The organism is Marinomonas aquiplantarum (genome assembly GCF_003314975.1).
Classification (GTDB): Bacteria; Pseudomonadota; Gammaproteobacteria; order Pseudomonadales; family Marinomonadaceae; genus Marinomonas; species Marinomonas aquiplantarum.
In genome coordinates, this window is record NZ_QNRF01000005.1 from 284,104 (window position 1) to 308,203 (window position 24,100).

27 protein-coding genes and 2 tRNA genes are annotated in these 24,100 nt (G+C 42.3%); 18 read left to right on the forward strand and 11 right to left on the reverse strand.

Going from position 1 to position 24,100, the window contains the following annotated elements:
* Nucleotides 1-4: 4 nt before the first annotated feature.
* Nucleotides 5-439 carry a MarR family winged helix-turn-helix transcriptional regulator gene (locus tag DFP76_RS11540; RefSeq protein ID WP_113874790.1) on the reverse strand — a complete coding sequence of 145 codons (435 nt, stop codon included), beginning with the start codon at nt 437-439 and terminating at the stop codon, nt 5-7.
* A 284-nt stretch (nt 440-723) separates the two neighbouring features.
* Between DFP76_RS11540 and DFP76_RS18050 the strand changes: the two genes are divergently transcribed.
* The 12 genes from DFP76_RS18050 to DFP76_RS11600 all read left to right on the forward strand — a co-directional run bounded on the left by DFP76_RS18050 (nt 724) and on the right by DFP76_RS11600 (nt 10,310).
* Nucleotides 724-1,101, forward strand: coding sequence for a transcription elongation factor (locus tag DFP76_RS18050; RefSeq protein ID WP_147084206.1), 378 nt, complete (start codon nt 724-726; stop codon nt 1,099-1,101).
* Between the two features lie 188 nt (nt 1,102-1,289).
* Nucleotides 1,290-3,059 carry an aspartate--tRNA ligase gene (aspS, locus tag DFP76_RS11550; RefSeq protein ID WP_113874792.1) on the forward strand — a complete coding sequence of 590 codons (1,770 nt, stop codon included), beginning with the start codon at nt 1,290-1,292 and terminating at the stop codon, nt 3,057-3,059.
* A gap of 162 nt (nt 3,060-3,221) precedes the next feature.
* Nucleotides 3,222-3,779: a crossover junction endodeoxyribonuclease RuvC gene (gene ruvC / locus DFP76_RS11555; RefSeq protein ID WP_113874793.1), complete on the forward strand. Its 558-nt coding sequence runs from the start codon at nt 3,222-3,224 to the stop codon at nt 3,777-3,779.
* The gene (gene ruvA / locus DFP76_RS11560; protein ID WP_113874794.1) at nt 3,776-4,378 is read left to right on the forward strand and encodes a Holliday junction branch migration protein RuvA; all 603 of its coding nucleotides are present in this window, start codon (nt 3,776-3,778) and stop codon (nt 4,376-4,378) included. Before ruvC ends, ruvA begins: the two co-directional genes overlap by 4 nt.
* Nucleotides 4,379-4,380: 2 nt before the next feature.
* Complete coding sequence (gene ruvB / locus DFP76_RS11565) at nt 4,381-5,394, forward strand: Holliday junction branch migration DNA helicase RuvB (RefSeq protein WP_113874795.1); 1,014 nt, start codon at nt 4,381-4,383, stop codon at nt 5,392-5,394.
* Between the two features lie 9 nt (nt 5,395-5,403).
* Entirely contained in the window at nt 5,404-6,084 is a 681-nt protein-coding gene (gene tolQ / locus DFP76_RS11570; protein ID WP_063333480.1) for a protein TolQ, read from the forward strand.
* Nucleotides 6,084-6,509 carry a protein TolR gene (gene tolR / locus DFP76_RS11575; protein ID WP_113874796.1) on the forward strand — a complete coding sequence of 142 codons (426 nt, stop codon included), beginning with the start codon at nt 6,084-6,086 and terminating at the stop codon, nt 6,507-6,509. The genes tolQ and tolR overlap by 1 nt, the downstream gene beginning before the upstream one ends.
* A gap of 2 nt (nt 6,510-6,511) precedes the next feature.
* Entirely contained in the window at nt 6,512-7,474 is a 963-nt protein-coding gene (locus tag DFP76_RS11580) for a TonB family protein (protein WP_113874797.1), read from the forward strand.
* A 1-nt stretch (nt 7,475) separates the two neighbouring features.
* Entirely contained in the window at nt 7,476-8,771 is a 1,296-nt protein-coding gene (gene tolB, locus DFP76_RS11585) for a Tol-Pal system beta propeller repeat protein TolB (RefSeq protein ID WP_113874798.1), read from the forward strand.
* A 19-nt stretch (nt 8,772-8,790) separates the two neighbouring features.
* Nucleotides 8,791-9,378 carry a peptidoglycan-associated lipoprotein Pal gene (gene pal / locus DFP76_RS11590; RefSeq protein WP_113874799.1) on the forward strand — a complete coding sequence of 196 codons (588 nt, stop codon included), beginning with the start codon at nt 8,791-8,793 and terminating at the stop codon, nt 9,376-9,378.
* Complete coding sequence (gene ybgF / locus DFP76_RS11595) at nt 9,378-10,193, forward strand: tol-pal system protein YbgF (RefSeq protein WP_113874800.1); 816 nt, start codon at nt 9,378-9,380, stop codon at nt 10,191-10,193. Before pal ends, ybgF begins: the two co-directional genes overlap by 1 nt.
* 41 nt (nt 10,194-10,234) lie before the next feature.
* Nucleotides 10,235-10,310: transfer RNA gene (locus DFP76_RS11600), tRNA-Lys, on the forward strand.
* Here the strand turns inward: DFP76_RS11600 and DFP76_RS18130 are convergent.
* A complete protein-coding gene (locus DFP76_RS18130; protein ID WP_181799840.1) occupies nt 10,281-10,445 on the reverse strand; it encodes a hypothetical protein in 165 nt (54 codons plus the stop codon). The genes DFP76_RS11600 and DFP76_RS18130 overlap by 30 nt on opposite strands.
* Between DFP76_RS18130 and nadA the strand changes: the two genes are divergently transcribed.
* Nucleotides 10,429-11,475: a quinolinate synthase NadA gene (gene nadA / locus DFP76_RS11605; protein WP_113874801.1), complete on the forward strand. Its 1,047-nt coding sequence runs from the start codon at nt 10,429-10,431 to the stop codon at nt 11,473-11,475. The two genes, DFP76_RS18130 and nadA, sit on opposite strands and share 17 nt — an antisense overlap.
* Nucleotides 11,476-11,544: 69 nt before the next feature.
* Here nadA and DFP76_RS11610 read toward each other — a convergent pair whose 3' ends face one another.
* Nucleotides 11,545-13,068: a coiled-coil domain-containing protein gene (locus DFP76_RS11610; RefSeq protein ID WP_113874802.1), complete on the reverse strand. Its 1,524-nt coding sequence runs from the start codon at nt 13,066-13,068 to the stop codon at nt 11,545-11,547.
* A gap of 111 nt (nt 13,069-13,179) precedes the next feature.
* Between DFP76_RS11610 and DFP76_RS11615 the strand changes: the two genes are divergently transcribed.
* Nucleotides 13,180-13,746 (forward strand): nitroreductase family protein, encoded by a 567-nt coding sequence (locus tag DFP76_RS11615; RefSeq protein ID WP_113874803.1) that lies wholly within the window; start codon nt 13,180-13,182, stop codon nt 13,744-13,746.
* Between the two features lie 94 nt (nt 13,747-13,840).
* Nucleotides 13,841-13,928: transfer RNA gene (locus DFP76_RS11620), tRNA-Ser, on the forward strand.
* Between the two features lie 204 nt (nt 13,929-14,132).
* Here the strand turns inward: DFP76_RS11620 and DFP76_RS11625 are convergent.
* From DFP76_RS11625 to yciH, 5 genes are all read right to left on the reverse strand, one after another.
* Nucleotides 14,133-15,449 (reverse strand): type II toxin-antitoxin system HipA family toxin, encoded by a 1,317-nt coding sequence (locus DFP76_RS11625; RefSeq protein WP_113874804.1) that lies wholly within the window; start codon nt 15,447-15,449, stop codon nt 14,133-14,135.
* Nucleotides 15,443-15,766, reverse strand: a complete 324-nt coding sequence (locus DFP76_RS11630; protein ID WP_113874805.1) for a helix-turn-helix transcriptional regulator — start codon at nt 15,764-15,766, stop codon at nt 15,443-15,445. Before DFP76_RS11630 ends, DFP76_RS11625 begins: the two co-directional genes overlap by 7 nt.
* Nucleotides 15,767-16,020: 254 nt before the next feature.
* The gene (locus DFP76_RS11635) at nt 16,021-16,428 is read right to left on the reverse strand and encodes an acyl-CoA thioesterase (protein ID WP_113874806.1); all 408 of its coding nucleotides are present in this window, start codon (nt 16,426-16,428) and stop codon (nt 16,021-16,023) included.
* 12 nt (nt 16,429-16,440) lie between these two features.
* Complete coding sequence (locus tag DFP76_RS11640) at nt 16,441-17,451, reverse strand: GGDEF domain-containing protein (protein ID WP_113874807.1); 1,011 nt, start codon at nt 17,449-17,451, stop codon at nt 16,441-16,443.
* A gap of 153 nt (nt 17,452-17,604) precedes the next feature.
* Nucleotides 17,605-17,949 (reverse strand): stress response translation initiation inhibitor YciH, encoded by a 345-nt coding sequence (gene yciH, locus DFP76_RS11645; protein ID WP_113874808.1) that lies wholly within the window; start codon nt 17,947-17,949, stop codon nt 17,605-17,607.
* Nucleotides 17,950-18,100: 151 nt separating this feature from the next.
* On the opposite strand from yciH, the gene DFP76_RS11650 reads away from it, so the two are divergent.
* Entirely contained in the window at nt 18,101-18,649 is a 549-nt protein-coding gene (locus DFP76_RS11650; protein WP_113874809.1) for a GNAT family N-acetyltransferase, read from the forward strand.
* On the opposite strand, the gene DFP76_RS11655 is transcribed toward DFP76_RS11650, so the two are convergent.
* The 3 genes from DFP76_RS11655 to DFP76_RS11665 are packed head-to-tail and all read right to left on the reverse strand — an operon-like array spanning nt 18,618 to nt 20,914.
* On the reverse strand, nt 18,618-19,346 hold the full coding sequence (locus DFP76_RS11655; protein WP_113874810.1) for a pseudouridine synthase: 729 nt from the start codon (nt 19,344-19,346) through the stop codon (nt 18,618-18,620). The genes DFP76_RS11650 and DFP76_RS11655 overlap by 32 nt on opposite strands.
* A complete protein-coding gene (locus DFP76_RS11660) occupies nt 19,343-20,281 on the reverse strand; it encodes a D-2-hydroxyacid dehydrogenase (RefSeq protein WP_113874811.1) in 939 nt (312 codons plus the stop codon). Before DFP76_RS11660 ends, DFP76_RS11655 begins: the two co-directional genes overlap by 4 nt.
* Nucleotides 20,282-20,290: 9 nt before the next feature.
* Nucleotides 20,291-20,914: an arylesterase gene (locus tag DFP76_RS11665; protein WP_113874812.1), complete on the reverse strand. Its 624-nt coding sequence runs from the start codon at nt 20,912-20,914 to the stop codon at nt 20,291-20,293.
* A gap of 24 nt (nt 20,915-20,938) precedes the next feature.
* Here DFP76_RS11665 and DFP76_RS11670 point away from each other — a divergent pair, with 24 nt between their 5' ends.
* Entirely contained in the window at nt 20,939-21,622 is a 684-nt protein-coding gene (locus DFP76_RS11670) for an ABC transporter ATP-binding protein (protein WP_113874813.1), read from the forward strand.
* Nucleotides 21,619-24,078 carry an ABC transporter permease gene (locus DFP76_RS11675; RefSeq protein WP_113874814.1) on the forward strand — a complete coding sequence of 820 codons (2,460 nt, stop codon included), beginning with the start codon at nt 21,619-21,621 and terminating at the stop codon, nt 24,076-24,078. The genes DFP76_RS11670 and DFP76_RS11675 overlap by 4 nt, the downstream gene beginning before the upstream one ends.
* The last annotated feature ends 22 nt before the right edge of the window (nt 24,079-24,100 follow it).

Genomic DNA, 24,100 nt, shown 5'->3' on the forward strand with positions numbered 1-24,100 from the left:
GGCCTTAATCTTTTGAATACTGAGTTAGGTTGCTTTTCATCAACTCGGTCAGTTGAATAAAGCTTTCTATTTCTTGTTGCGTCATGCCACTGCACATTTGAGTGCGTGCCTGTTTATCAACATGGGCAATTTTTTGTTGTAATCCTTTACCGGCCACCGTTAATGAAATAACTTGGCAACGGTTATTAGTCGGATGTTTGGCTTTTTCAATGTAATCTTGTTCCAGCAAATCTTTTACTAACCTTGCGACTTGAGATTTGTCTAGTCTCAACTTTTGGGCAATATCGCGAGCGCTGCAATTTTCAATGTTAGTGATGCACTTTAGTGCCCGAATGTGAGTGACAGGGATTAAAATACCTGCCTCAGCAGCGAGTGACTTTAATGCTTTGCGATAACTTAGTGTTAAGCCATGTAGTGCTTCGCTAATATTGTGTTGCATGTGGCTTGCCTCTATTTGAGAATGATTGTACTTTACTTTTTATAGTTGACTTTGTCAACTTGGATTTTTTTATTATTAGACAAGATCTCACTGTTTGCATAATTGAATCTGTGGACGCTAGTATAAGTGATCCCAAAACTAGGCTCAGAAATGTTGAGAATGTATGCCGCTATATGAATAGAAAGACAGTTATCGATTTAATTATAAGGGCGCTTGAGGCGCGGTTTGAGACAGCCAAAGCGGCTGCACAGCAAGCAAGAGAGGCGGCAATAAACGAGGAGAGTGTGGCTGAAACTAAATACGATACGTTTGGTCTTGAATCCTCTTATTTAGCACACGGTCAATCACAACGAGTCATCGAATGTGAAAATGATTGGATGCAATTTAGTCGTCAAGTGCCGGTTGAAGGCGACGCGAAGGGAAAAGTTGCTTTGTGGTCTTTAATTAGGTTAGTCCCCTTAAACAGTTCAATGCCTCTGAGGTATTTTTTCATCTCAAATATTGCTGGTGGTTTGAGTTTGCAGTACCAGAGTTCTTCTTTGGTGCTGGTGTCGCCAGAGACCCCGGTTGGTAAAATTCTGCTAAGCCAAGAAGAAGGAGAGTGTATTTCACTTACTTTAGCTGGAAAAAGCACAGAGTTTGAGATTGACTTAATTCAATAATTGCATTGTCTCGTGACAAATTTGGCTCTACCTATAGAGAGTCGGACTCGCTTCGCATATAATGCTTGGCCTTAAAATATTCTGTTATCCTGCTGGTTGAAATGACGGAGTTATTCACGTTGATTGGCTGGCAGGATGACACACTAAGAACATAGCTCTCTTACTGAGACAGTAATAGGAAAGAAATTATGCGCAGCCATTATTGCGGCGAATTAAATGCTTCTAACATTTCACAAGAAATTACTTTATGCGGTTGGGTTCATCGTCGCCGTGATCACGGTGGTGTTATCTTCCTAGACGTACGTGACCGTGAAGGTATCACTCAGGTTGTTTTTGACCCAGATCGTGCGGATAGCTTCGCTTTGGCTGACAGTGTTCGTAACGAATATGTGATCAAGTTAACGGGGTTGGTTCGAGCTCGTCCTGAAGGCACGATCAATCCAAACATGCGTACTGGTGAAATTGAGGTTTTAGGCACAAGCTTAGAGATTCTTAATGCTGCGCAAACGCCACCGTTCCAATTGGATGAACATCAAGCGGTAGGCGAAGACATTCGTCTTAAAAATCGTTTTATCGATTTACGCCGTCCTGAAATTCAACAAAAAATGCGTTTTCGTTCGAAAGTCACTTCTGTGCTACGTCGTTACCTAGACGACAACGGTTTCTTGGATATTGAAACACCAATTTTAACGCGCGCAACCCCAGAAGGTGCACGTGATTATTTGGTACCAAGCCGTACGCAGCAAGGTAGCTTTTTTGCACTGCCACAATCGCCACAGTTGTTTAAGCAATTGTTGATGGTGTCTGGTTTCGACCGTTACTATCAAATTGCTAAATGTTTCCGTGATGAAGATTTGCGTGCTGATCGTCAACCTGAGTTTACGCAAGTGGACATTGAGACCTCTTTCATGAGCGAAGAGCAGATCATTGCCATGACGGAAGAAATGATCACTAACTTGTTTAAAGAGTTAATGAACATTGATCTGGGAACCTTCCCGCGTATGCCTTATTCAGAAGCAATGGAAAGCTATGGTAGCGACAAGCCAGATTTGCGTATTCCACTGACTTTGGTGACGGTATCTGATTTGATGGCCGATGTTGACTTTAAAGTCTTCTCTGGTCCTGCAACAGATCCAAAAGGCCGTGTAGCCGCACTTAAAGTGCCTGGCGGTAACAGTCTAACTCGTAAGCAAATTGACGATTATACTAAGTTCGTTGGCATATACGGCGCGAAAGGTTTGGCTTACATCAAGGTAAACGACAAATCTAACCTAGAAGAAGGTCTGCAATCACCGATTGTAAAATTCCTGCCTGTTGAAGTACGTGGCGCATTGCTTGAACGTTTAGAAGCGCAAGATGGCGACTTAATTTTCTTTGGTGCTGATTCTGCGAAAATCGTTAACGAAGCCTTGGGTGCATTGCGTTGTAAACTCGGTGAAGATATGGATCTTTACACTTGTGAGTGGGCGCCACTTTGGGTTGTTGATTTCCCAATGTTTGAAGAAACCAGTGATGGCGGTATTACCGCGATTCACCACCCATTCACAGCACCTTCTTGTTCACCTGAAGATTTGAAAGCCAATCCATTGACGGCTTTGTCACAAGCTTATGATATGGTTCTTAACGGCACGGAACTAGGTGGTGGTTCAATTCGTATTCACCAGGCGTCTATGCAAGAAGCGGTTTTTGAATTGTTAAATATCAGTGAAGAAGAGCAAGAAGAGAAGTTTGGCTTCTTGCTAGACGCATTGAAGTTTGGCGCGCCACCACACGGTGGTTTGGCATTCGGTTTGGATCGTTTGGTTATGCTGATGACAGGATCAAGCTCTATTCGTGATGTTATTGCCTTCCCTAAAACTCAAAGTGCGACTTGTTTGTTAACTCAAGCGCCTGGCGAAGTTAGCGAGAAGCAATTGAAAGAATTAAGCATTCGTGTTCGTAAGCCGGTTGCAGAATAACTTTTTTTGCAAGCGAACCGCTTAAATTAAGCGGTTGCTGTTAAGGAAACGAAAGAAAAACGTAAAAGGCCGCTACTTCGCGGCCTTTTTTGTATTTACACATTGCATCTAATGTAAAGCCCTGTTGAAATATACAGTAATGATGGTGCATATGAGAAAACCATGACTGAAACTAGAATTATGGCGATTGACCCAGGTTCACGTGTCACTGGCTTTGGTATTATCGATATTATTAAAGGTAAGCCGGTGTATGTAAACAGTGGTTGTATTCGCTTACCTGATGAAGACTTATCTGTCAGGTTAAAACACATTTTTAATGGTGTTGAATCGCTTTTGAAAGAGTATCAACCAACGGAGTTTGCCATTGAAGAAGTCTTTATGGCAAAAAATGCCAACTCAGCCTTAAAACTTGGTCAAGCCAGAGGTGCTGCCATTGTTGCGGCATCACTCCAAGAATTAACGGTAAACGAATATGCTGCTCGCCGAGTGAAGCAATCCGTGGTGGGAACTGGTGGCGCGGATAAGACTCAGGTTCAAAGTATGGTGCAATTATTACTCGGCTTAACGGCTAAGCCACAAGCCGATGCGGCCGACGCTTTGGCGATTGCTTTGTGTCATGCCAATACCAGAACATCCGGTGGTCTAGAATACGGTACGGGTAAGCGTGCTGGTCGAAGTACGAAACGTTGGTCAGAACAAGATGTAAGGAATGTGTTGTGATAGGACGAATTATCGGAACCTTGGTGGAAAAATCACCGCCAGAATTATTAATCGATGTACAGGGGTTAGGTTACGAGATTAGTGCGTCCATGACGACGATTTATGATTTACCGCAAGTAGGCGAACAAGTCACATTATTCACACATCTCATTGTAAAAGAAGATTCCCATACGCTGTTTGGTTTTACAGACAAAAACGAGAGGGCATTGTTTAGAGTCTTAATCAAAGTTAATGGTATTGGCCCTAAAATGGCATTGGCTATTTTATCGAGTATGTCAGCGGAAGAGCTTATTGCGAACGTACAAGATTCCGATGTGACTGCACTAACACGCATCCCTGGCGTTGGTAAGAAAACCGCCGAGAGATTGATTATTGAATTACGAGATAAATTGGGCCAGGCCGCTAAAGGTGACTTGTTTGCTACACCAGCAGTATTGAAACAAGTTCAAGCGGATCCAAGGCAAGAAGCAGAGGCCGCTTTGATTGCATTAGGCTACAAACCCCAAGAAGCAGCGAAAGCGATTGCCGCTGTGCCAATGGACAATGCAGACAGCGAGTCTGTTATTAAAGCGGCGTTACAAGGAATGTTGAGGAAATAACCATGATTGAGCAAGATCGTATTATCTCAGCAGAATTAAAAGGTAATGATAGGCAGGTAGATCGTGCTATTCGTCCGCAAGCTCTGTCTGAGTACATAGGTCAACCCGTTGTTCGTGAGCAAATGGAGATTTTTATTCAAGCGGCTCGACAACGTAGTGAGCCTCTGGATCATACCTTAGTCTTTGGACCGCCAGGGCTTGGTAAAACAACATTAGCACACATCATCGGAAATGAAATGGGCGCAGAAGTTAGAACAACTTCCGGTCCTGTGTTAGAGCGAGCAGGGGATTTGGCTGCTTTGCTAACCAATTTGAATGAAGGTGATATTTTATTTATTGATGAAATACACCGTTTAAGCCCTGCTATTGAAGAAGTGCTTTACCCAGCGATGGAAGATTACCAGTTGGACATTATGATTGGGGAAGGTCCTGCTGCTCGTTCAATAAAAATTGAACTCCCGCCTTTTACACTTGTCGGAGCTACAACACGTGCTGGTTTATTAACATCGCCATTACGTGACCGCTTTGGCATTGTGCAACGACTAGAATTCTATGACGTGGAATCATTGACTACTATTGTGTCGCGCTCTGCATCAAAAATGGGCATTCAATTAGACGATAGCGGTAGCTTTGAAGTGGCTAGGCGGTCACGGGGAACACCACGTATAGCGAATCGTTTGTTACGCCGTGTTCGTGATGTTGCGCAAGTGGAAGGCGTTGATTTAGTTGGACAAAAAGTTGCCCAACGAGCATTGGATATGTTAAGTGTAGATAGTCAAGGGTTTGATCATTTAGATAGACGTATGTTGTTGACTATGATAGAAAAGTTCGATGGAAGACCTGTCGGCCTTGACAGTGTGTCTGCCGCACTTGGCGAAGATAAAGATACCATTGAAGATGTGATCGAGCCATTTTTGATACAGCAGGGGTTTGTCATACGCACTCCGCGAGGTCGGCAAGTAACGAAAAGAGCTTATGAACATTTTAATTACCAATTACCAAACGATTTAAAATAGAGGTCCATGATGTCAATTTGGGGTTTAATCGCCAGCGCTAGTTTAGTAGTACAGCTTGTTATGTTGACCTTGTTGGCTGCTTCTGTGTTTTCTTGGATCGTTATTTTTCAACGCATTCGAGTTATCAAACAAGCAAAGAAAATACGTTCTGAATTTGAAGATCAGTTTTGGTCTGGTATGGATTTGAGTCAGCTGTATCGCAAATTGACTCAAGAAGGGCGTAAAGTTGAGGGAATGGAAACCATCTTTACGGCAGGCATTAAAGAGTTTACTCGTTTGAGACAGAATCAAAATGTCGACCCGGACGCTGTGATGGATGGCGTACAAAGAGCCATGCGAGTGGCACTGTACCGTGAAGAAGAAAAGCTCGATCAGCATTTGCCATTCCTCGCTACTGTTGGATCAACCAGTCCTTACGTTGGCTTATTTGGTACTGTTTGGGGGATTATGCATTCCTTTATCGGTTTGGCCGAAGTGCAGCAAGCCACACTCGCGACAGTGGCTCCAGGCATAGCAGAAGCCCTTATTGCCACGGCAATTGGCTTAGCGGCGGCCATTCCTGCGGTAATCGCTTATAACCGTTTCTCGACGGCGGCCGAGTCTCTTAGCGCTAGCTACGATAATTTCGCCGAAGAGTTTGCGAGTATTTTGCATCGCAAGGTTCATGTCAAAGAGGGAGGCGCAGCATAGTGGCTCGCTCAAGACGGAGAGAAAAGCGTCGCCCAATGGCGGAAATCAATGTGGTGCCTTACATTGATGTTATGTTGGTGTTGCTTGTTATCTTTATGATTACTGCACCCATGTTGACACAAGGTGTTGATGTTGAGTTGCCCAATGCAAATGCAACACCGATACAAAACGATGAAAACGATGTATTAATTGCATCCGTTGACTCAAGCGGTCAGTTTTATTTAGATGTTGGCGGCCAGCAAGAGACGATTTCATTAGCAAACTTACAAACGAAAGTTCGTAAGATTCTTAATCAAAACCCAAATATGTCTGTATTGGTTAGAGGTGACAAAAATGTGCCTTACGGTGATGTTGTTGGATTGATGGTCGCATTACAAGGTGCTGGTGCACCTAAAGTAGGCTTAGTGACAGAGCCGGATAACTGAGTATGAAGTGGTTGCGTAGTGACAGTTACAGCTTACCCATTGTCCTAGCAGTTGGTTTGCATGCTGGTATTGTATTAACTGCTGTTTTGGCCGTGAGTTTTTCAGATGCTGAAAAGTCTGAGCCGAAACGGCCCGTTATAGTAAACGCCAAAGTGGTCGATGTTTCGCAGACGATCATAGGTCAGCGAGAAGCTGAGAAAAAAACAGCCCAAAAGCAAGCAGCGGCTATCGCTGAGCAAAAGAAAAAAGCAGCAGAGCAAGCGCGTAAGAAAGAAGTTGCCAGAAAGGCTTTAGAAGAAAAGCGTAAACAAGCAGCCCAAGCAAAACGACTCAAAGAGCAAGCCGCAGCCAAGAAAAAACAGGAAGCCGAAAAGAGAGCCGCTGAACAAAAACGTCTCGCACAAGAAGCTGAAAAGAAAAAGCAAGCTCAACAAGCCGAGAAACAGCGCTTGGCTGAAGAGAAACGTCAACAAGAGTTAGAACGTCAGCAAAAACAACGTGAAGAGGCTTTAATTCGACAAGCTGAAGCCGATAGATTAGCTGAAGAAGAGCGTAAGCGTCAGCAAGAGGCTGCGCGATTAGCAGAAGAAAAACGTGTTAAAGAAGAGGCAGCACGAAAAGCAGCCGCTGAAAAAGAGGCACAACGCTTAGCTGCCGAAGAAGCTCAAATGGTTCAGTCAATTAGTAGTTTGATTAATGCAAGAGTGGCTGCAGCTTGGAATCGTCCTCCCAGCGCCCGAAATGGAATGAAAACCGAGTTGCGTATTGATTTCTTACCTAATGGTGAGGTGATGTATGCTCAAGTTACCAAGGGAAGTGGTGATGCTTTATTTGATCAACGAGCGTTAGATGCAGTAAATAAAGTCAGACGCATAGAAGAATTAGCTGAAGTTGATTCGTATATTTTTGAACGCAACTTCCGTAGAGTAGATTTAATTTTTAACCCGCAAGACTTGAGAAACTAATATGTTGAAAAGATGCTTAAGTGCTGTTTTTGTTTTTTTCTTTTTTGTTAGCACAGCGAAAGCGCAATTAGTGATTGAAATTACCAGTGGAGCAGATCAATTATTGCCCATTGCGGTTGTGCCTTTTGGTTATGATGGTGTCGAGGCCTTACCTGAAGATATTGCACAAATTGTCCAAGATGATTTAGCGCGAAGTGGGTTGTTTCAGCCTATCCCTCGTAGCAATATGTTGAGTATGCCCAGCAAAGAAGAAGATGTTTTTTATCGTGACTGGCGTTTATTAAAAAGCGATTATGTAGTCATTGGTTCGGTTAAAAAATTGCCGAACAATAAATACCGAATTGGTTTTGAGTTATTAAACGTACTCAGTCAAAAGCCAGTACAAAAACATTCTTCTATTGATGTTGGTGTAAATAATTTTCGCGATGCTGCGCATTATATTAGTGACAAAATTTACGAATTATTAACAGGTTCTCGTGGTGCATTTAGTACTAGAATCTTATATGTTACTGCTGAAGGTGATCGAAAGTCACCTTTGTTTAGATTACAAGTGGCTGATGCGGATGGTCACAGACCTCAGGTTGTCGTTGAATCGAAAGAGCCAATATTATCGCCATCTTGGAGTAGTGATGGTCGTAAAATTGCTTATGTAATGTTTCGCAACCGACGCCCTAACATTTTTATACAAGAATTAGCTTCTGGAAAACGTCAGCAAATAGCACAATTTAGAGGTCTAAATGGTGCGCCTGCTTGGTCTCCAGATGGAAAGAAACTGGCGATTGTGTTATCAAAAGATAACAATCCAGAAATCTATACGCTCGATATTGCAACACAAAAGCTCGAGCGTATGACAAACCATTATGCGATCGATACAGAGCCGAGTTGGGAGCCTGATGGTAAAGGAATAGTTTTTACGTCTGATCGAGGTGGTAACCCACAAATTTATCGATTAGATGTTAATAGTAAGCAGGTAGAAAGGGTGACATTTGAAGGTGACCTTAATACCAGAGCAAGAATGACACCTGATGGTCGTTATCTTGTGACTGTTCAGAAGAATGATGGCAACTATCATATTGCGTTGCAGGATATGAAAACAGGCCGAGTTCAGATTCTAACAGAGACTTACTTAGACGAATCGCCAAGCATCGCGCCGAATGGCAGCATGGTGATATATGCCACAACCTATAAAGGAAAGGGTATCTTAGCCGTAGTATCCGTTGATGGACTTGTTAAATATAGGTTACCATCAGCAGACGGTGATGTACGTGAACCATCTTGGTCCCCGTATTTCAAATAAAGACATTGAGGAGTGAATAATGAGTGTAAACAAACTAGGTAAGTTTGCTGTAATTGGGTTGTCTGCTGCGTGGCTAGCAGGCTGTAGTACAACAGCAACAGATACTGATTCTTCAACAGTTGCAGAAGACGCAACTTCAACTGAACAAGTTGAAGATTCAGCTGCTGCTGACTCTACAGACCAATCATTTGGTGCTGGTGAAGATGGTGCTGTAACAAGTGTTATTGTTGATGATTCTGCTGAAGCAACAGAAGAGCCAATGGTTGATCCACTTGCTGGTGTTGATACTGTATTCTACTTCGATTTCGACAAGTCTATCGTTCGTCCAGCAGCACGTGAAGCGCTAGCGAAACATGCTGAGTTCTTGGTTGCGAACCCAGATGCGCGTATTGTTCTTGAAGGTCATGCTGATGAGCGTGGTACTCGTGAATACAACATGGCTCTAGGTGAGCGTCGTGCTAAAGCAGTTAGTCGTTACCTTACAATCCAAGGCGTTGCTGCTTCTCAAATCGAAACAGTAAGTTTTGGTGAAGAAGTGCCAGTTGCTTTCGGTCACGATGCTGATGCTTGGCAACTTAATCGTCGCGTTGAAGTTCGCTACGAATAATGAATGGCAAAGACATAAAGATTCGCTCTTTAGCAGTGGTGCTGTCTTTAACAGCACCACTTGCTTTGTCTGAATCAAGCCAACCAACAGTGGGTTTGTCGCCTAGTGCCGCCGCAGACTTGTTGTTCCAGCTGGAAACTTTACAGCAGGAAGTGCAACACTTACGGGGGCAATTAGAGCAGCAAGGGCATCAACTTAAACTAATGAAGCAAAGCCAAAGAGATCGATACATTGATCTTGATAAGCGGATTTCATTATTGATGTCAGCTTCTGCCAAAAAAGATTCAACCCCGGCGACATATTCTTCACAACCTGTTCTATCAAACCCAGTTCCTGTTCAGTCGTCTCCGCAAACTGTTGGAAACACTGAACCAAGTATCGATCAAACCGCCAGTCTTCCAGCAACGCCATTGGCGCCTGTTTCTTTAAAAACGCCAAGTGCTGCGGCAAAAGAAGCTTATACCCAAGCTTATAATTTAATTCATCAACGAGAATTTGCTCAAGCTGAGCAAGCATTTAGTCAATTTGTAATGACTTACCCAGACAACACATTAACGGGTAATGGTTACTACTGGTTAGGTGAAGTTAAATTAGTGCAGGGTAAATCAGAAGAAGCGTTAGAGTCTTTTAATACTGTTATTCAGAAGTTTCCTGGTCATGGTAAAGAAAAAGACGCTCTCTACAAGCTTGGTACGGTGAATGATCAACTAGGTCGTACAGAACAGGCAAAGACTTATCTGCAAGACGTAATTCAACGTTTTCCAAACAGTAAGACAGCTAAGTTAGCTGCGGGTTATTTGAGTAAACTTAAATAACTTGCATTTCTCAACGGGCTCTGTATTATACGCATCCCGTTGGGTCGTTAGCTCAGTTGGTAGAGCAGTTGACTTTTAATCAATTGGTCACTGGTTCGAATCCAGTACGACCCACCAATTTTCTTTTTTCATGGCATTGGCTATATCTTGATACTTCGCCATAATGATTTGGCGTGACACCATACATTCTGTTAGCAATGCTCTTTTCGCGCCCAGTTTTAGCAGGGGTAATAAGATGTTTGATACTTCCACAAAAGCCGCTCTTCGTAATACTGTCCAACAATACCTAGCTGACGCTGAAAAGAGTCTAGAATCGCCTGTCATTGATAACGAGCAGATTCGTCAGGAAATCAAACAACTGTTAAAAGCTAAAAATGCTGTTCTTGTTGCACATTACTACACAGATGACGCGATCCAAGAGCTAGCAGAAGAAACTGGTGGTGTCATTGCAGACTCTCTTGAGATGGCTCGTTTCGGGGCAAATCATGACGCTCAAACCTTAGTTGTGGCTGGGGTAAAGTTCATGGGCGAAACCGCAAAAATTTTGAGTCCAGAAAAAACCATCCTCATGCCAACCTTGGAAGCAACTTGTTCTTTGGATATTGGCTGCCCAATCGATGAATTCTCAGCGTTTTGTGATCAACATCCCGATCGAACTGTCGTGGTGTATGCAAATACGTCAGCGGCCGTTAAAGCACGTGCAGACTGGGTTGTTACCTCTAGTATTGCTCTGGATGTAGTAAATCATCTTGTCGATCAAGGTGAAAAAATCATTTGGGCTCCAGATCAGCATCTTGGTGGTTATATTCAGCGAGAAACAGGTGCTGATATGATTCTTTGGGATGGTGCTTGTATTGTTCATGAGGAGTTTAAGGCAAAAGGCATATTAGACCTTAAAGCCATTTATCCGGATGCCGCTGTATTGGTTCATCCTGAATCCCCAGAATCGGTTGTTGAGGTTGCTGATGTTGTTGGCTCTACGTCTCAACTTTTAAATGCCTCTAAATCCATGCCTAATAGTACTTATATTGTGGCAACTGATCGTGGCATTTTTTATAAGATGAAACAGGCATCACCGGATAAACGTTTTGTTGAGGCGCCTACCGCCGGTTCGGGCGCGAATTGCCGTAGCTGTGCGCACTGTCCTTGGATGGCGCTGAATAGCCTTGAGTTGCTACGCAATGCTTTGAGAGATAACTCTGGCCAGATTGAAGTCTCCAATGCTTTACGTGAGAAGGCATTAATCCCACTTCAGAGAATGCTTAACTTTAACAATAGCTAAAACTGAAAGTAGTAGCGCATGCTCCTTATAGCAAACACATATTGCAGAAGCATGCGTTTAACGTCGATGCTATTTATTAAGCGTACCTAAATATTTCATTTCTAAGTCAGAATAAGCAAGTTGTAATCGATCGTATTCTAAGCTTTTCTTGTTATAGCTGACCCGCAACTCCTGGTAATCTTTTTCCCCAATGTGAGTGGCTAGCTGCTCTTTGAGTTGTGTGGTGGCTTGAGCTAACTTTCGGTTTCGTTCTTTCTCTTGTTTTAACGGGATGGAGTTTGCACCAAAATCTGGATTATTTAATATGAGAGCGTCCATTTTAGCTTGTAACTCATTATTAGATTGCTCTGCCATTTCTAGCTCTTGCGCTAGGAGAGTGACACAGGTCTCTGATTCTTGTAACAAACGCTCTAAAGAGTGAGTGTCTTTTTCTTGTTCCAATAAATTGTTGGTTGAATTAGATTCGATGGCATTGCTTAAGCCTTCTTTCAGTGATCCTAGTGCTGCTTTTTTATTGCTCGATAAGGTTTGTAAATTACCGATAACAGTTTCATTGTTTGAGCTGAGCTTTCTGTCCATTTCGGCTAATTTCGCGTCTTTAGACTGAATATCTTGCCTTAATGACTCTATGCTTAAATCGGAGTTTTCTAACTCGGCCTCTAGTTGAATGATCAAGCTTTGCGACTCTTGAGACATGCGCTCTAATTTCGCAACAGCGACCTTCTGTGCTTCTTCCGCTTGCTCTGATGAAGCATTTTGTCCGCTATGTTCAAGTTCATTTCTTAACTGATCTATTACCATTTGTTGTCGATCAGCCAAGCTATTTAATGACATTATTTGCTTGTATGAAGCCGTACGGTTTTGCTCACTGGATTTTGTGGTAGTGTTGGCTTTTATAGAGACGACATTGGCTTGGCTGGCTTCTTGGCTTTGCAGCTCTTCAAGTCGTAAAATACGTTTTTTTAACGCTTCGGCTTCTTTCTGTAGTCGTTGCTGCTCATTCTTTTTGACTTTTAAACGCTGTAACTTGGCGACGGCGTTGTCGATACTTTTACGCAAGTCGTCATTAAGTCTTTGCTGATTCTTTGACAAGGTTTCTTTGCTGATCAAAAGCTCAGAGGTCTGATAAAACTCCTCTTCCATACTCTTAAGGTTTTTATTTAAATCTTCAGGGTTGGTTGTTTGCAATTTAGGAGTGGATAGGGCGTACAGCAGACTGGACAGAAAACGTGTCAAAATGGGTTTGGGATTATCACTGACTTGATTTAGTACAATAGCGCGTTCTGCTCTTAATACAGTCCCCCAAATTTTCAAGGTATTAATTTGGTGGGGCTCCATTGTATTGGGTTTAATGGATTCAGCGGCGTGGCTAATTTGTTTATCCAGATACTGGGCAAAATGCTTATAAGACTGATCCTCTTTTTTTGGATCTTCATGAAAGTGTGATTCATCCGTTGCGGATTCTATCTCGTTAGACGCCTGTTGCTCAGAGATTTTCTTTTTCAAAGAATAGGATAGCCAAACCAGTGTAATGCAGCCCACCAATAGCAGCGTTGTCAATTCAAGGGTTGTCCAAATAAGCCACTTTGGCATAAAAACTCCTAGACCTAAAAAGGTTTTATGTGATATCCATTATCATTAACGTTTGGTGGATGTTAAAGTATTGCCATCCATACGATTTATATTAAAGGAATTTGTTTTTCTATGAGTAAAGAAATTTTAACGTTTATACGTAATCGTGTATCTCAGCCTGCTTTAACAGAGCCTGCACCACAAGAAAATGAATGGCAAGCAATCCTAGAGGCCGCCAGTCGGGCAGCCGATCATGGTAATCTTAGGCCATGGCGTTATCGTATATATGAAGGAGAAGGGCGTGCTAAGCTAGGAGAAATATATTGGCAGCATGCTTTATCCGAAGTAGCCGCTTTACCTGAAAGCAAAAAAGACTCTTTTATCAAAAAGGCATATCGAGCACCTGCTGTTTTGTTAATTTATGCACACATTCAAGATCATCCAAAAGTACCTGCCATTGAGCAAATTATGGCGACATCTGCAGCGGCTCAGCAGGTACTTTTGGGGCTCAACGCATTAGGTTATGGCGGAATGTGGCGCAGTGGGCCTGCTTGCTTTACCCAGAAAACGAAAAACCTTTTGGAATTGGACTCAAATGATCAAATTGTTGGTCTAATCTATGTTGGCACAGCAAAAGAGCAACCTAAACCATCGCCTGACCCAATGCTGGCTGACAGACTAGAATGGGTAAGGGATTAATTTTTAACAATAATTCCAGAAAAATCGGTTGCAAAAAGGGTTCGCCATCACTAATATATGCGCACTCATTACGCGGAGCGTATTGATCGGTTTTGGTGAGCTGTCCGAGTGGCCGAAGGAGCACGCCTGGAAAGTGTGTATGTCGAAAGGCATCAAGAGTTCGAATCTCTTGCTCACCGCCATTATTCTTAAATTGTTGATGGTTAAAAGTTTGATTTATCAGTAATTTATCCAAGATTCTCTCTATTGTACTAGTCGCAATGCCTGGTACGGTAGAGAAAACTCTGTATCTTCATTCTCCCAGCCTGTTACTTGAAATCCCCTTTATTACCCTTAAAGCCATGAATTTTACGTTTATTTAAAACGAGCTGGTATGCATCTAATCTTTAAATGTTCAGCCTAAGGTTGCCGTTAATTTCTTTTATTAAAGTGTTAGGGACTTCCCATTCTGTTGCCAACTGATGCCAGCAAGATATCTGCTCAATGGTTTCATCTATGATGCTGTCTATTTTTCTTTTGCTAAATAATGGGCTAAGTTTTTCAAGGCTGTAAAAATCAGCACGGCTGAAATCGTCTCTTTTACCGTTTAAACTCATCCAATGACTGTTTACCCATTTACTGCCAGGCTTATAGCTGTAGGCAAGGTCATAAGCTGGCGCGAGAGACCATTTATCATCTGCTAGACTAAACGCAAAATTTTTGGAATGGTCGTCATGGTTTCGTGCAATAATATTAAACACCATGCGCCTTAGTAATTGCTCTGCTTCTGGTGCAGCAAGTTTCAACTGACGTGCAATACCAAACAATTCTGCGTATGAGAATGAGCCTGGCTTTTTATAGTCAACGTGAGCTATTCCGTTAAGTGTTTGTATGTGTCTTTTTTGGTTTTTGATTCGATCAAAGCGTTGAGTAATAAAGTGTCGTCGATTACCTTCATGAAGCAATCGACTTGGCATCATGTTGATGCCACATTTTGTTGCCATCAAATAATAAACGTATTCCATGGCTCCATAACCCAATGGGTCTCCAAACGTTTCCTGCTGCTTGTTATGTTCGCTAATCCCATCGAACTTCATTAGATAATGGGTGAAGCTATTGGGCACATCAGTTTGTCCTGATCGAACTTGAGTAAACTCATCATTAAATGCCAATACAGCCTTTGGCCTTGCTCCGCCGGCGCTCATACCAACAGACAGTAACGACAACATGGCTTCACGGTCTTCCTGTTCATTCTGATTCAATTCGATTTCAAAGTGACTGCGAGAATCTAATATATCTTGGGCAATGGCGATCAGTGTTTTGATTTCAATGGATTGTGACGCGTTGAGGCTACGAAATTTCTTGGCAGGGGCGTATTCCAAAGCTCCCATGCCTCGTTTACCAGTATATTGAAGTCTTTGTAAGGGTGTGATGTCATTTGGCGAGCGACCTTGAGACGCGACCCAAGCGTTGAGTACCGCATTACCAAAATCATCTGGTAGCGAGTCCGCGATAAGACCCGGCAATCCTTTAAAGGTGTCATAGGATAATGCTGGAAAACTGTAGATACGTTTTGCTAATGGCATTTTGATAGGGGACAGTTCAATACCTTTTTTGATAAAGCTCGGCGCATATTCAAAAGACCCTAAACCTTTATCGGTATCAAAACTCAAGGCTCCAACTTCATCCCCGTGATACTTAATATTGATGACTTCCATTACCATGAGGCTTGTTCCTCATTGGTATTGCGGCGTTGGCCCGAGGCTCTTTGGCGTTGCTTCCCTTGTAGTTTTGCGAGCTGCAAAGGGGAGATTAGCTGTTTTGGCAAAAATAAGTCCAATTGCTCGGTTAGATCAAGTGCCATCAAAAGAGCGATAAAAACCTCAAGCTGGACTTTACCTTTTTCTGCATTCAGAACGGTTTTACGGGCAACGCCCGCCAGTGTGGCCACCTCGGATTGAGTTAAGTCTCTATTGAGTCTCGCTTGTTTTAAGCGTTCGCCAATTTCTTCTGCAAGGGCTGTTGCTGTCGTCACTGCCATTATTAAGGTCCAAATTAGTTACATTAACGATATTATAGGTGCTAATGAGTTAAAAATAGGACTTTAATTGAAATATGTCAATATATTATATAAAGTCCTGTTTTGGTTACTTTATAAGGGAATATGGTGGTTAGAGTAACTAGAAAAGGACTTTAATTTTATTTTGATAAACCTAGAGCAAAACAAGGAGTAGGTGCGGCGCTAAGAATACGCGTCTAAAGAGAAAACCTATGTTGATGAATACGCTATTTGATTTATTCAAACAACTTATCGGCTTTGTCAAAAACAATTGGTCTTCCCTGTTGATTGGTGGATGCTACCAGCATCTTTGCTTGTAATATGACCTGTTGATCATGGCTGCGTACCACTTTCTGATAAAAAGCAAATTTGAGTTTAGACTCGCGTTCAGCATGTGTTTCTATGTAGAACTCATCCCCACTTTTCAATGAGCGTTTGTAATCGATTTCAGCACGCATTAACACCAAGTTAATTCCTTGTTCGGTGATTTTTGCAAAATCCAGCCCTTTGGTTTTTATGAACTTGTGACGAGCATGCTCAAGATAATTTTGATACACAGCGTTATTGACGATCCCTTGCATATCACACTCATAATCTCTCACTTCGAAAAGCATCTGATTGGATTGAACTTGAGACGATGTCATGACGTTTTTCCTTTATACATGATGAGCAATGCGATTTTTGCCAGACCGTTTCGCATAAATTAAATAATGTTGAGCACGTTGTACTAGTTCGGTTGGCCCCTCGTCACCGAGTAAGGTCGCAACACCAATGGAGACCGTAATTTGCTTCAACAAAGTATTGCTGTCTTTATTACGGATCTTTTGATTTGAAATGTTCAAGCGAACGGCATCCGCTAACTCTGATGCTTCACCAAGCTCCATGTCATTGATCAAAGCAGCAAACTGACCGCCTTTAAGACGAGCAACATACGCTCGATCTGGTAAAAAGCTGGATAAAATCTTTGCTATATACAATATTAACGAAGAACCGACTTTCTTACCGTAGTCTTGATTTATTTGTTTCAAGTTATCGATGTCGATTATCAATAGAGTAAGATCGTCTTCAGCAAAGGGAGCCAAAGAGAATAGGGTACGCTCAAATCCTTTTTCATTAGCCAATAAGGTCATTTGATCTACTTCAGTGCTTTTCTTAACCTCGGCTAATTCTCGTCTAAGACGGGTCAATTCATTTTGAACTTCTGACACTGTTTGACCAAATTGCTCTACTACCTGGTTGGCTTTAAATGTACGCCGATCAAGCAAATTCGCGATATGAAGAAGCTTTTCTTTATCTGTGTTTACTTTTAGGGCTGCTCGAGTATGACTAAGAGATTGAGTGAAGGTGGAAAGCTCTTTGGTGACAGACGCGCTCTCGTCATTGAGTTTCTCCGTGAGCTCATCCAAACTTTTGTGTTGTGCGTCTGCCTGCTTAATGTCATCGGCAATAATAAATTCATTGAACAGTTCTTTTGAAACAAAGGCAGGTAGGCTACCGAAGCGACGAATGGTGCGGTCAACAACTTGATTTAATTTGGGATTGTTATTTGATGCATATTCATACCAAATGCCATAGTTGTATGGCGTTGGCGGAATGTCCAACTTGACCATTAATGGAATGGCCGACCGCATAAGCTGATTGGCCTGTTTCATACTATGCTGGAACATAGGTACCTCTACTGCAACTCATCACCATTAAAGAGTCTTTTTTTGGCGGTATTCCATCTTTTGAGTAATTACTCAGCCATATCGATGATGTTGATATATATAAAAAATTGATAGAAATATGAGCTTGTTTAATTAAAGGCTATTATTGTGATTTTAGCCACCCACAAATTTACTGGAATAGCCTTCTTTTTCAAGCAGAGTTTTTAGTTTTTGCCGATTATCACCCTGTATTTCAATTTGGCCGTCTTTAACAGAGCCACCTGTACCGCATTGCGCCTTGAGCTTTTTGGCTAAAGTTTTAAGTTGGGATTCTGTTAAGGGTAGCCCTTTAACCGTTGTAACCCCTTTACCTTTGCGGCCTTTCGTTTCCAAAGCGATTTTGACATTACCGTCACCGACGATTTCAGTCTTGTGACACTGGCACTCTGAGGTGGGTTGTTCGCAGTCTGGGCATAAGCGCCCCTGATCGGTGGAATAAACGATATTACGATTTTTCATAACCAACTTCTAAAATGTTTATACAACTTGGGATGAGTATACCACTTCAAAGAAAGGCCTTAAGTGAATATTAGTAATATTAAAACAATAAAGCGCAATTTTAGGTGAACTGGTCTAACATTTATATACGCTTCAAAGATACAACAGACACATGAAAGATTTACTACACATACGCCCTGCAAAATTGGCTGACTTAACGCATATGTTGCAATTCGAAACCAACAATCAAGAGTGGTTTGCTGACTTCTTGCCGCACTACTCAGGCCATGCGCCAAGTCTATCTCTGATCAAGAAAAGACTATTGAATGACGACGCAGGTATGCAATTTTTAGTCTGCTTACATAACGGTAAAATTGTTGGTCGTTTTAATGCTCAATATTTAGATCAAAACAAGGACACGATTGAAGTCTCATATCGTATAGACAAGTGCTTTGTTAATCGCGGTATCGCGCAATTTGCCCTAAAGCATTTATTGCTGGTGTGGGCATGTCGTGGCGTAAGAGACATTTACGCGAAAGTGGCGGATTACAATAAATCTTCGATAAAAGTATTGCTATCCTGTGGCTTCTGGGTGGATGAATTTTGCCCACAAACCGTTAATCTAAAATCCCAACCTCAAGAAGGCTGGATATTCAGATGGTCAGTCAGTCAAGCGCCCGCCCAGGGCGCTAATCAATTTGATAGGGTGCTATCTTATTAATCACATCTTGTAAGGTATTAGGAAATTCAGCTTCAATGGTTAGCCTATGGCCATCAACTGGATGAGCGAAGGATAAAGAAGAAGCGTGTAACATGAGTCGCAAATCCTCTCCCCATTGCGCTCGCAAGGCTTTGTTTATATGGCGACAGCCATAGCAGGTATCGCCAACCAATGGATTCAGCAGGTGTTTAAAGTGACGACGTATTTGATGTTTACGCCCTTGTTTGGGCGTCACTTCCAATAAGCTTAAGCGCATTTCAGGGTAGCGGCTTACAGGTATGGGAAGTTGATAGCGGTGCAATCTTTTGAACAGTGTTTCAGCTTCCTTCTCAGTGCCGGTGATTTTAAATCGTGAGCGGCCTTTTTGTTCATTTAATTTAGCAAGAGGGTAGTCAATGTGACCTTCTTCCGGACTAAAACCACGAACTAAACAATGATAGGTTTTTTCGGTTTGGGATTGACTGAACTGTTCTGCTAGACCACGAGCAATCTCGGGTGAAAAAGCCATTACCAAAACCCCTGAAGTACCTCTGTCCAGTCGATGAACAGGAAATACCCATTGTCCTGTTTGATCTCTTAAACGCTGAACGACCGCATCTTCTTCGTCTTTTGCTAAATGCGTTCGATGCACCAGTAAACCAGCTGGCTTGTTTACAGCCACAAGAAACTCATCTTGATAAAGTATGTCCAGCATCATTGGTTAGCTTCTACAAAGTCGTGTATGTGACCAATGGCAATCTGCACAAGTTTTTCCATTGCTCCTTGACTTGCCCAAGCAACATGAGGCGTTAGCAAAAAATTGCGGGATTGGGTTAAATGAAATAATGGTGAATCATTGGGCATGGGTTCTTGTGCCGCAACATCAAATGCTGCCCCAGCAATTTGTTTTGACTCTATGGCTTTAACAAGGGCCGCTTCGTTGACGATACCGCCTCGGCTCATGTTGATCAGTAGAGCATGATTTTGCATGCGCTTAAATTCGATTTCACCTATTAAATTTTGGGTCTCTGGCGTTAAAGGACAGTGCAAACTAATGATGTCAGCGTCCTCTATGGCTTGGTTGAAAGAAACATAACCATCACGTATATCTGTTTGGTTTTTCCTTTCTACAAACATGACTTGCATGCAAAATGCCTTTGCCAGTATCGAAACTTGTGTACCCAATTGACCGCTACCGATAATGGCCATTTTGGAACCAGATAAATCTTTAATGGGATAATCCATTAAACAAAAGAATTCCGATTTAGCCCAAGCACCAGACTGTACATCTTGAAGGTATGAGGCAAGGTTACGACGCAGTGCTAACAACATGGCAAATGTGTGCTCAGGGACACTGGTAGCAGAATATCCTTCCACGTTTTGTACTTTTATGCCGTTTTCTTCACAAGCTTCCATGGCCACGTTGTTGGTACCCGTTGCCATTACTTGAATGAGTTTCAGAACCGAGGCGTTGTTAATTTGCTCGCGACTGATCACGACTTTATTCGTGAGTACAATGTCGGCGTCTTGGATGCGATCAGCTACTTCTGTTTCATGAGTATTATGGTATTCAACATAATTGGTAATGCTTTTGTTGAAGTGGATACTCAAATTTTCAGGGAAAGAGCCTCTATCTAGAAAAACGGCTTTCATTAATTTTCCTTATTTTTCGTCTAATAATGGCTGTAAATATGGCAGGATATTTTCTAGCAGAATAGGTTGGCCTTCTTTATTAGGGTGTAGTCCGTCATTTTGCATAAGTTCTTTATTGAGAGCGACGTTTTTCAGCATGAAGGGCAAATAGGCAATTTGATATTGATCGGCAACGTCTTTGTAGAGCTCAAAAAACATTTTGGTATAACGTTTACCATAATTTTGAGGGATCTGGTTGCCAATTAGTAATACCTTCGCGCCAAGGTTCTGAGACTGTTCGACCATGTTTTTCAGATTGTCTTTGGTCTGATTTAACGGGTAACCACGTAAGGCATCATTGGCACCGAGCTCTAATACGACCCATTTAGGTTGATATTGCTCTAATAATGCCGGAAAACGAGACAAGCCGCCTTGAGTGGTTTCACCGCTAACACTGGCATTGATAACGTTAATATTTGGGTGTGATTGATTTAATTGATTTTTTAGTAAACTTACCCAGCCATCTTGTTGTCTTAAATTATAAGCAGCACTAAGACTGTCGCCCATGACAAGTAAATTGGCGGCAGAAGAGCTTGTCGCTATAAGCAGCAAGCTAAATGTTAAAACGATTTTTTGAATGGCTTTTACAAACATATTTAACCTTCAGAGTATTAAAGCATGAGCAATAGAACGGCGATTAAGGTCAGTAATCTTACTCACACAGTGACATCAAATACAGGGGATTTAACCATATTGAAAGGAATCAATATGGAAATTCTGGAGAGTCAGTCTGTCGCAATCGTCGGTGCATCAGGCTCTGGTAAGTCGACATTACTTGGCCTATTAGCAGGGTTAGATGTTAACACGTCAGGGGATATTTTTGTTTATGATCAAGCGTTTTCAGCATTAAGTGAAGAAAAACGCGCCATAATACGAGGTCAGTACGTTGGCTTTGTCTTCCAATCATTTCACTTGCTGCCAAGCTTACAAGCGATCGAAAATGTAATGCTGCCAGCGGAATTAAAAGGGGACAAAGACGCACGACAGAAAGCGGAAGCTTTATTACAAAAAGTTGGCTTATCACATCGCTTAACGCATTACCCTAATCAATTGTCAGGTGGGGAGCAGCAGCGTGTTGCGATCGCCAGAGCGTTTGCTTCTCAGCCTAAAATCCTATTTGCGGACGAACCAACTGGAAACCTAGATGAAGAAAACGGTAAGTTGATTATCGATTTGCTGTTTGATCTTAACCAATCACAAGGCACGACTCTTGTCATGGTAACCCACGACAATGAACTTGCTAAAATGTGTGATCGTCAATTGATCATGTCATCCGGTCAACTAACGGAAAAGTCCCTATGATGTTCATATTTCGATTAATGGTTCGAGATTTTCGCAGCGGCGATTTGCTTACACTCTTGGCCGCGCTCGTTATATCGGTCGGTACAGTGACATCTATTGGGCTCTTTATTGACCGCTTACAACTGTCGTTTGAAGAGCAGTCTGCTAACTTATTAGCGGCAGATCGTTTGGTCCGAAGTGATGAGAACATCCCATTAGACTGGATCCAAAAAGCAGATGATCTGAGCTTAGAGCAAGCACAAAGAACATCTTTTACAACCATGATGTTCGCAAAAGACAGTTTGCAACTGGCACAAATCAGTGCTGTTACGGATTCCTATCCTCTAAGAGGGGCTTATTTAGTAGATCAAACGCTTTTCGGTCAGGGACAACAGTGGACTCAACCACCAGCCACGGGTGAAGTATGGCTGTCTTCTAGGTTGGCTAGCATGTTGGGCGTCAGTCTTGGCGATAAAGTGGAAATAGGAGAAGCTGAATTTAGTGTTAGTCAGTTTTTGGTGAGAGATCCTGGATCAACCACGTCGGCATTTGCTATCTCACCAAGAGCAGTAATCAATGACAAGGATTTAGCTAAAACACAGGTAATCATTCCTGGAAGTCGAGTGCGCTACTCCCTGTTGCTCGCCGGAAATAGAGACGCCTTGCAAGAATACGGCGATTGGCTAACCCCTCAATTGGTTGATGGTCAGCGCTGGCGTACTCCGTCGCAAAGTGGTGAGCGCGTTGGCAACACCATCAGTCGAGCAGAATCATTTTTGTTGTTGGCGGGAACATTGGCTGTTGTCATGTCAGGTATTGCTATGGCATTGGCGTCTGCTCGCTTTGTAAAACGCCACTTGATGCAAGTCGCCATCCTAAAAACCATTGGTGCGACCCCTAAATTCTTAAGCTTGGCTTTTCTTCAACAACTAAGCTTGCTCTTCTGTGTCGGTACCTTGATTGGCTTAGCGATAGGCTGGGGGATACAAGAGATTATCGCCACATTACTATCTGGTTTGATGTCGACTGAATTACCGTCACCATCTATTAGTCGTTTATGGCTAGGGATTGCAACCGGTTTGGTATCCATGTTGGCGTTTTGTTTACCGTTAGTGATGCGTTTAATTAAAATTTCACCACTTTCGGTATTACAACCTACGGCTAAAATTGAGCAAAACACCGCCATTATCTACTCTCTTGGTTTTGCTGGTATGTACGCGCTTATGTGTATCTATACTAAAGGCTTTTTACTACCTACTGTAATGACATTGAGTATTGTTGGCATTGGTTTAATTGTCGGGTTAATTGGCATTGGAGCGTTCAAGCTAGGCAGAAGGTTGACCTCTGGTGCAACCAGTGGCTGGCAAATTGGTCTTGCTTCATTATATCGCCGCTTGATACCGAACTTGTTTCAGCTGTTGGTCTTTACCTTGATCATTATGTTGACGCTAATCCTCATTGGTGTGCAGTCGAGTCTAATCAGTGACTGGCAAAAGCAACTTCCAGAAGATGCGCCTAATCACTATATTTTTAATGTTCAGAGCAATCAAATTGACGCCATTAATCAAACCAGCCAAGCATTAGAAATACCACATTCAGATTGGTATCCTATGGTACGAGGCCGTGTCATAAAAATTAATGATGATAATGTAGACGATTTATACCCTGAGGGGCGCAATGAACCTGAATTAGTTGATCGTGAATTAAACCTCACATGGTCAGATCAGCTAGGCCAAGGAAACACATTGCTAGAAGGCGATTTTTCAGCTGAAGGTCTCTCCATTGAACAAAGAGTCGCACAAGAAGTCGGTGTTTCTCTTGGTGATAAACTCACCATTAACATTGGTGGCAATATTGTTACCTTGCCCATCACTTCAGTAAGAGAAGTTGATTGGGGGACAATGCAGCCTAATTTTTATTTGATTTTGCCTAAACATGCGCTACAAGATTACCCTGCTAATTTCGTCAGTAGCCTGTTTGTTGACAACGATAAGGCGCAGGATTTTTATAAAGGCATGTCGAATTACCCCACTGTTTCGATTTTAAATGTGGGAGATATCCTCAAGCAGATTCAAACCATTATTGGGCAATTGTCACAGGCCATTCAATTAGTCCTCTTGTGTATCTTGTGTGCCGGCGGTTTAGTGTTGTTAGCCAGTGTACGATCTACCCTTGAGGAAAGGCTTGAAGAAGGTGCTTTATTAAGAGTGCTGGGAGCAAAAAGCAGTTTAGTCAGACAATCAATATTTGTTGAGTTTGGGGCATTAGGATTCTTCTCTGGTGTGATTTCTGCACTCGGGGCCGAACTATGCCTTTACGGGTTGCAAGTTTATGTCTTTAATACTCAAGCTAATTGGCATCCGAACCTATGGTTATTCGGACCTCTGATTGGTGTATGTGTCATTTTGACCATTGGTGTATTTGCCAGTCGTAAGGTATTAAATGTGCCTCCGATGCATTTATTACGTGATATCTGATTTTCCCCAGAGCAAGGTTTGT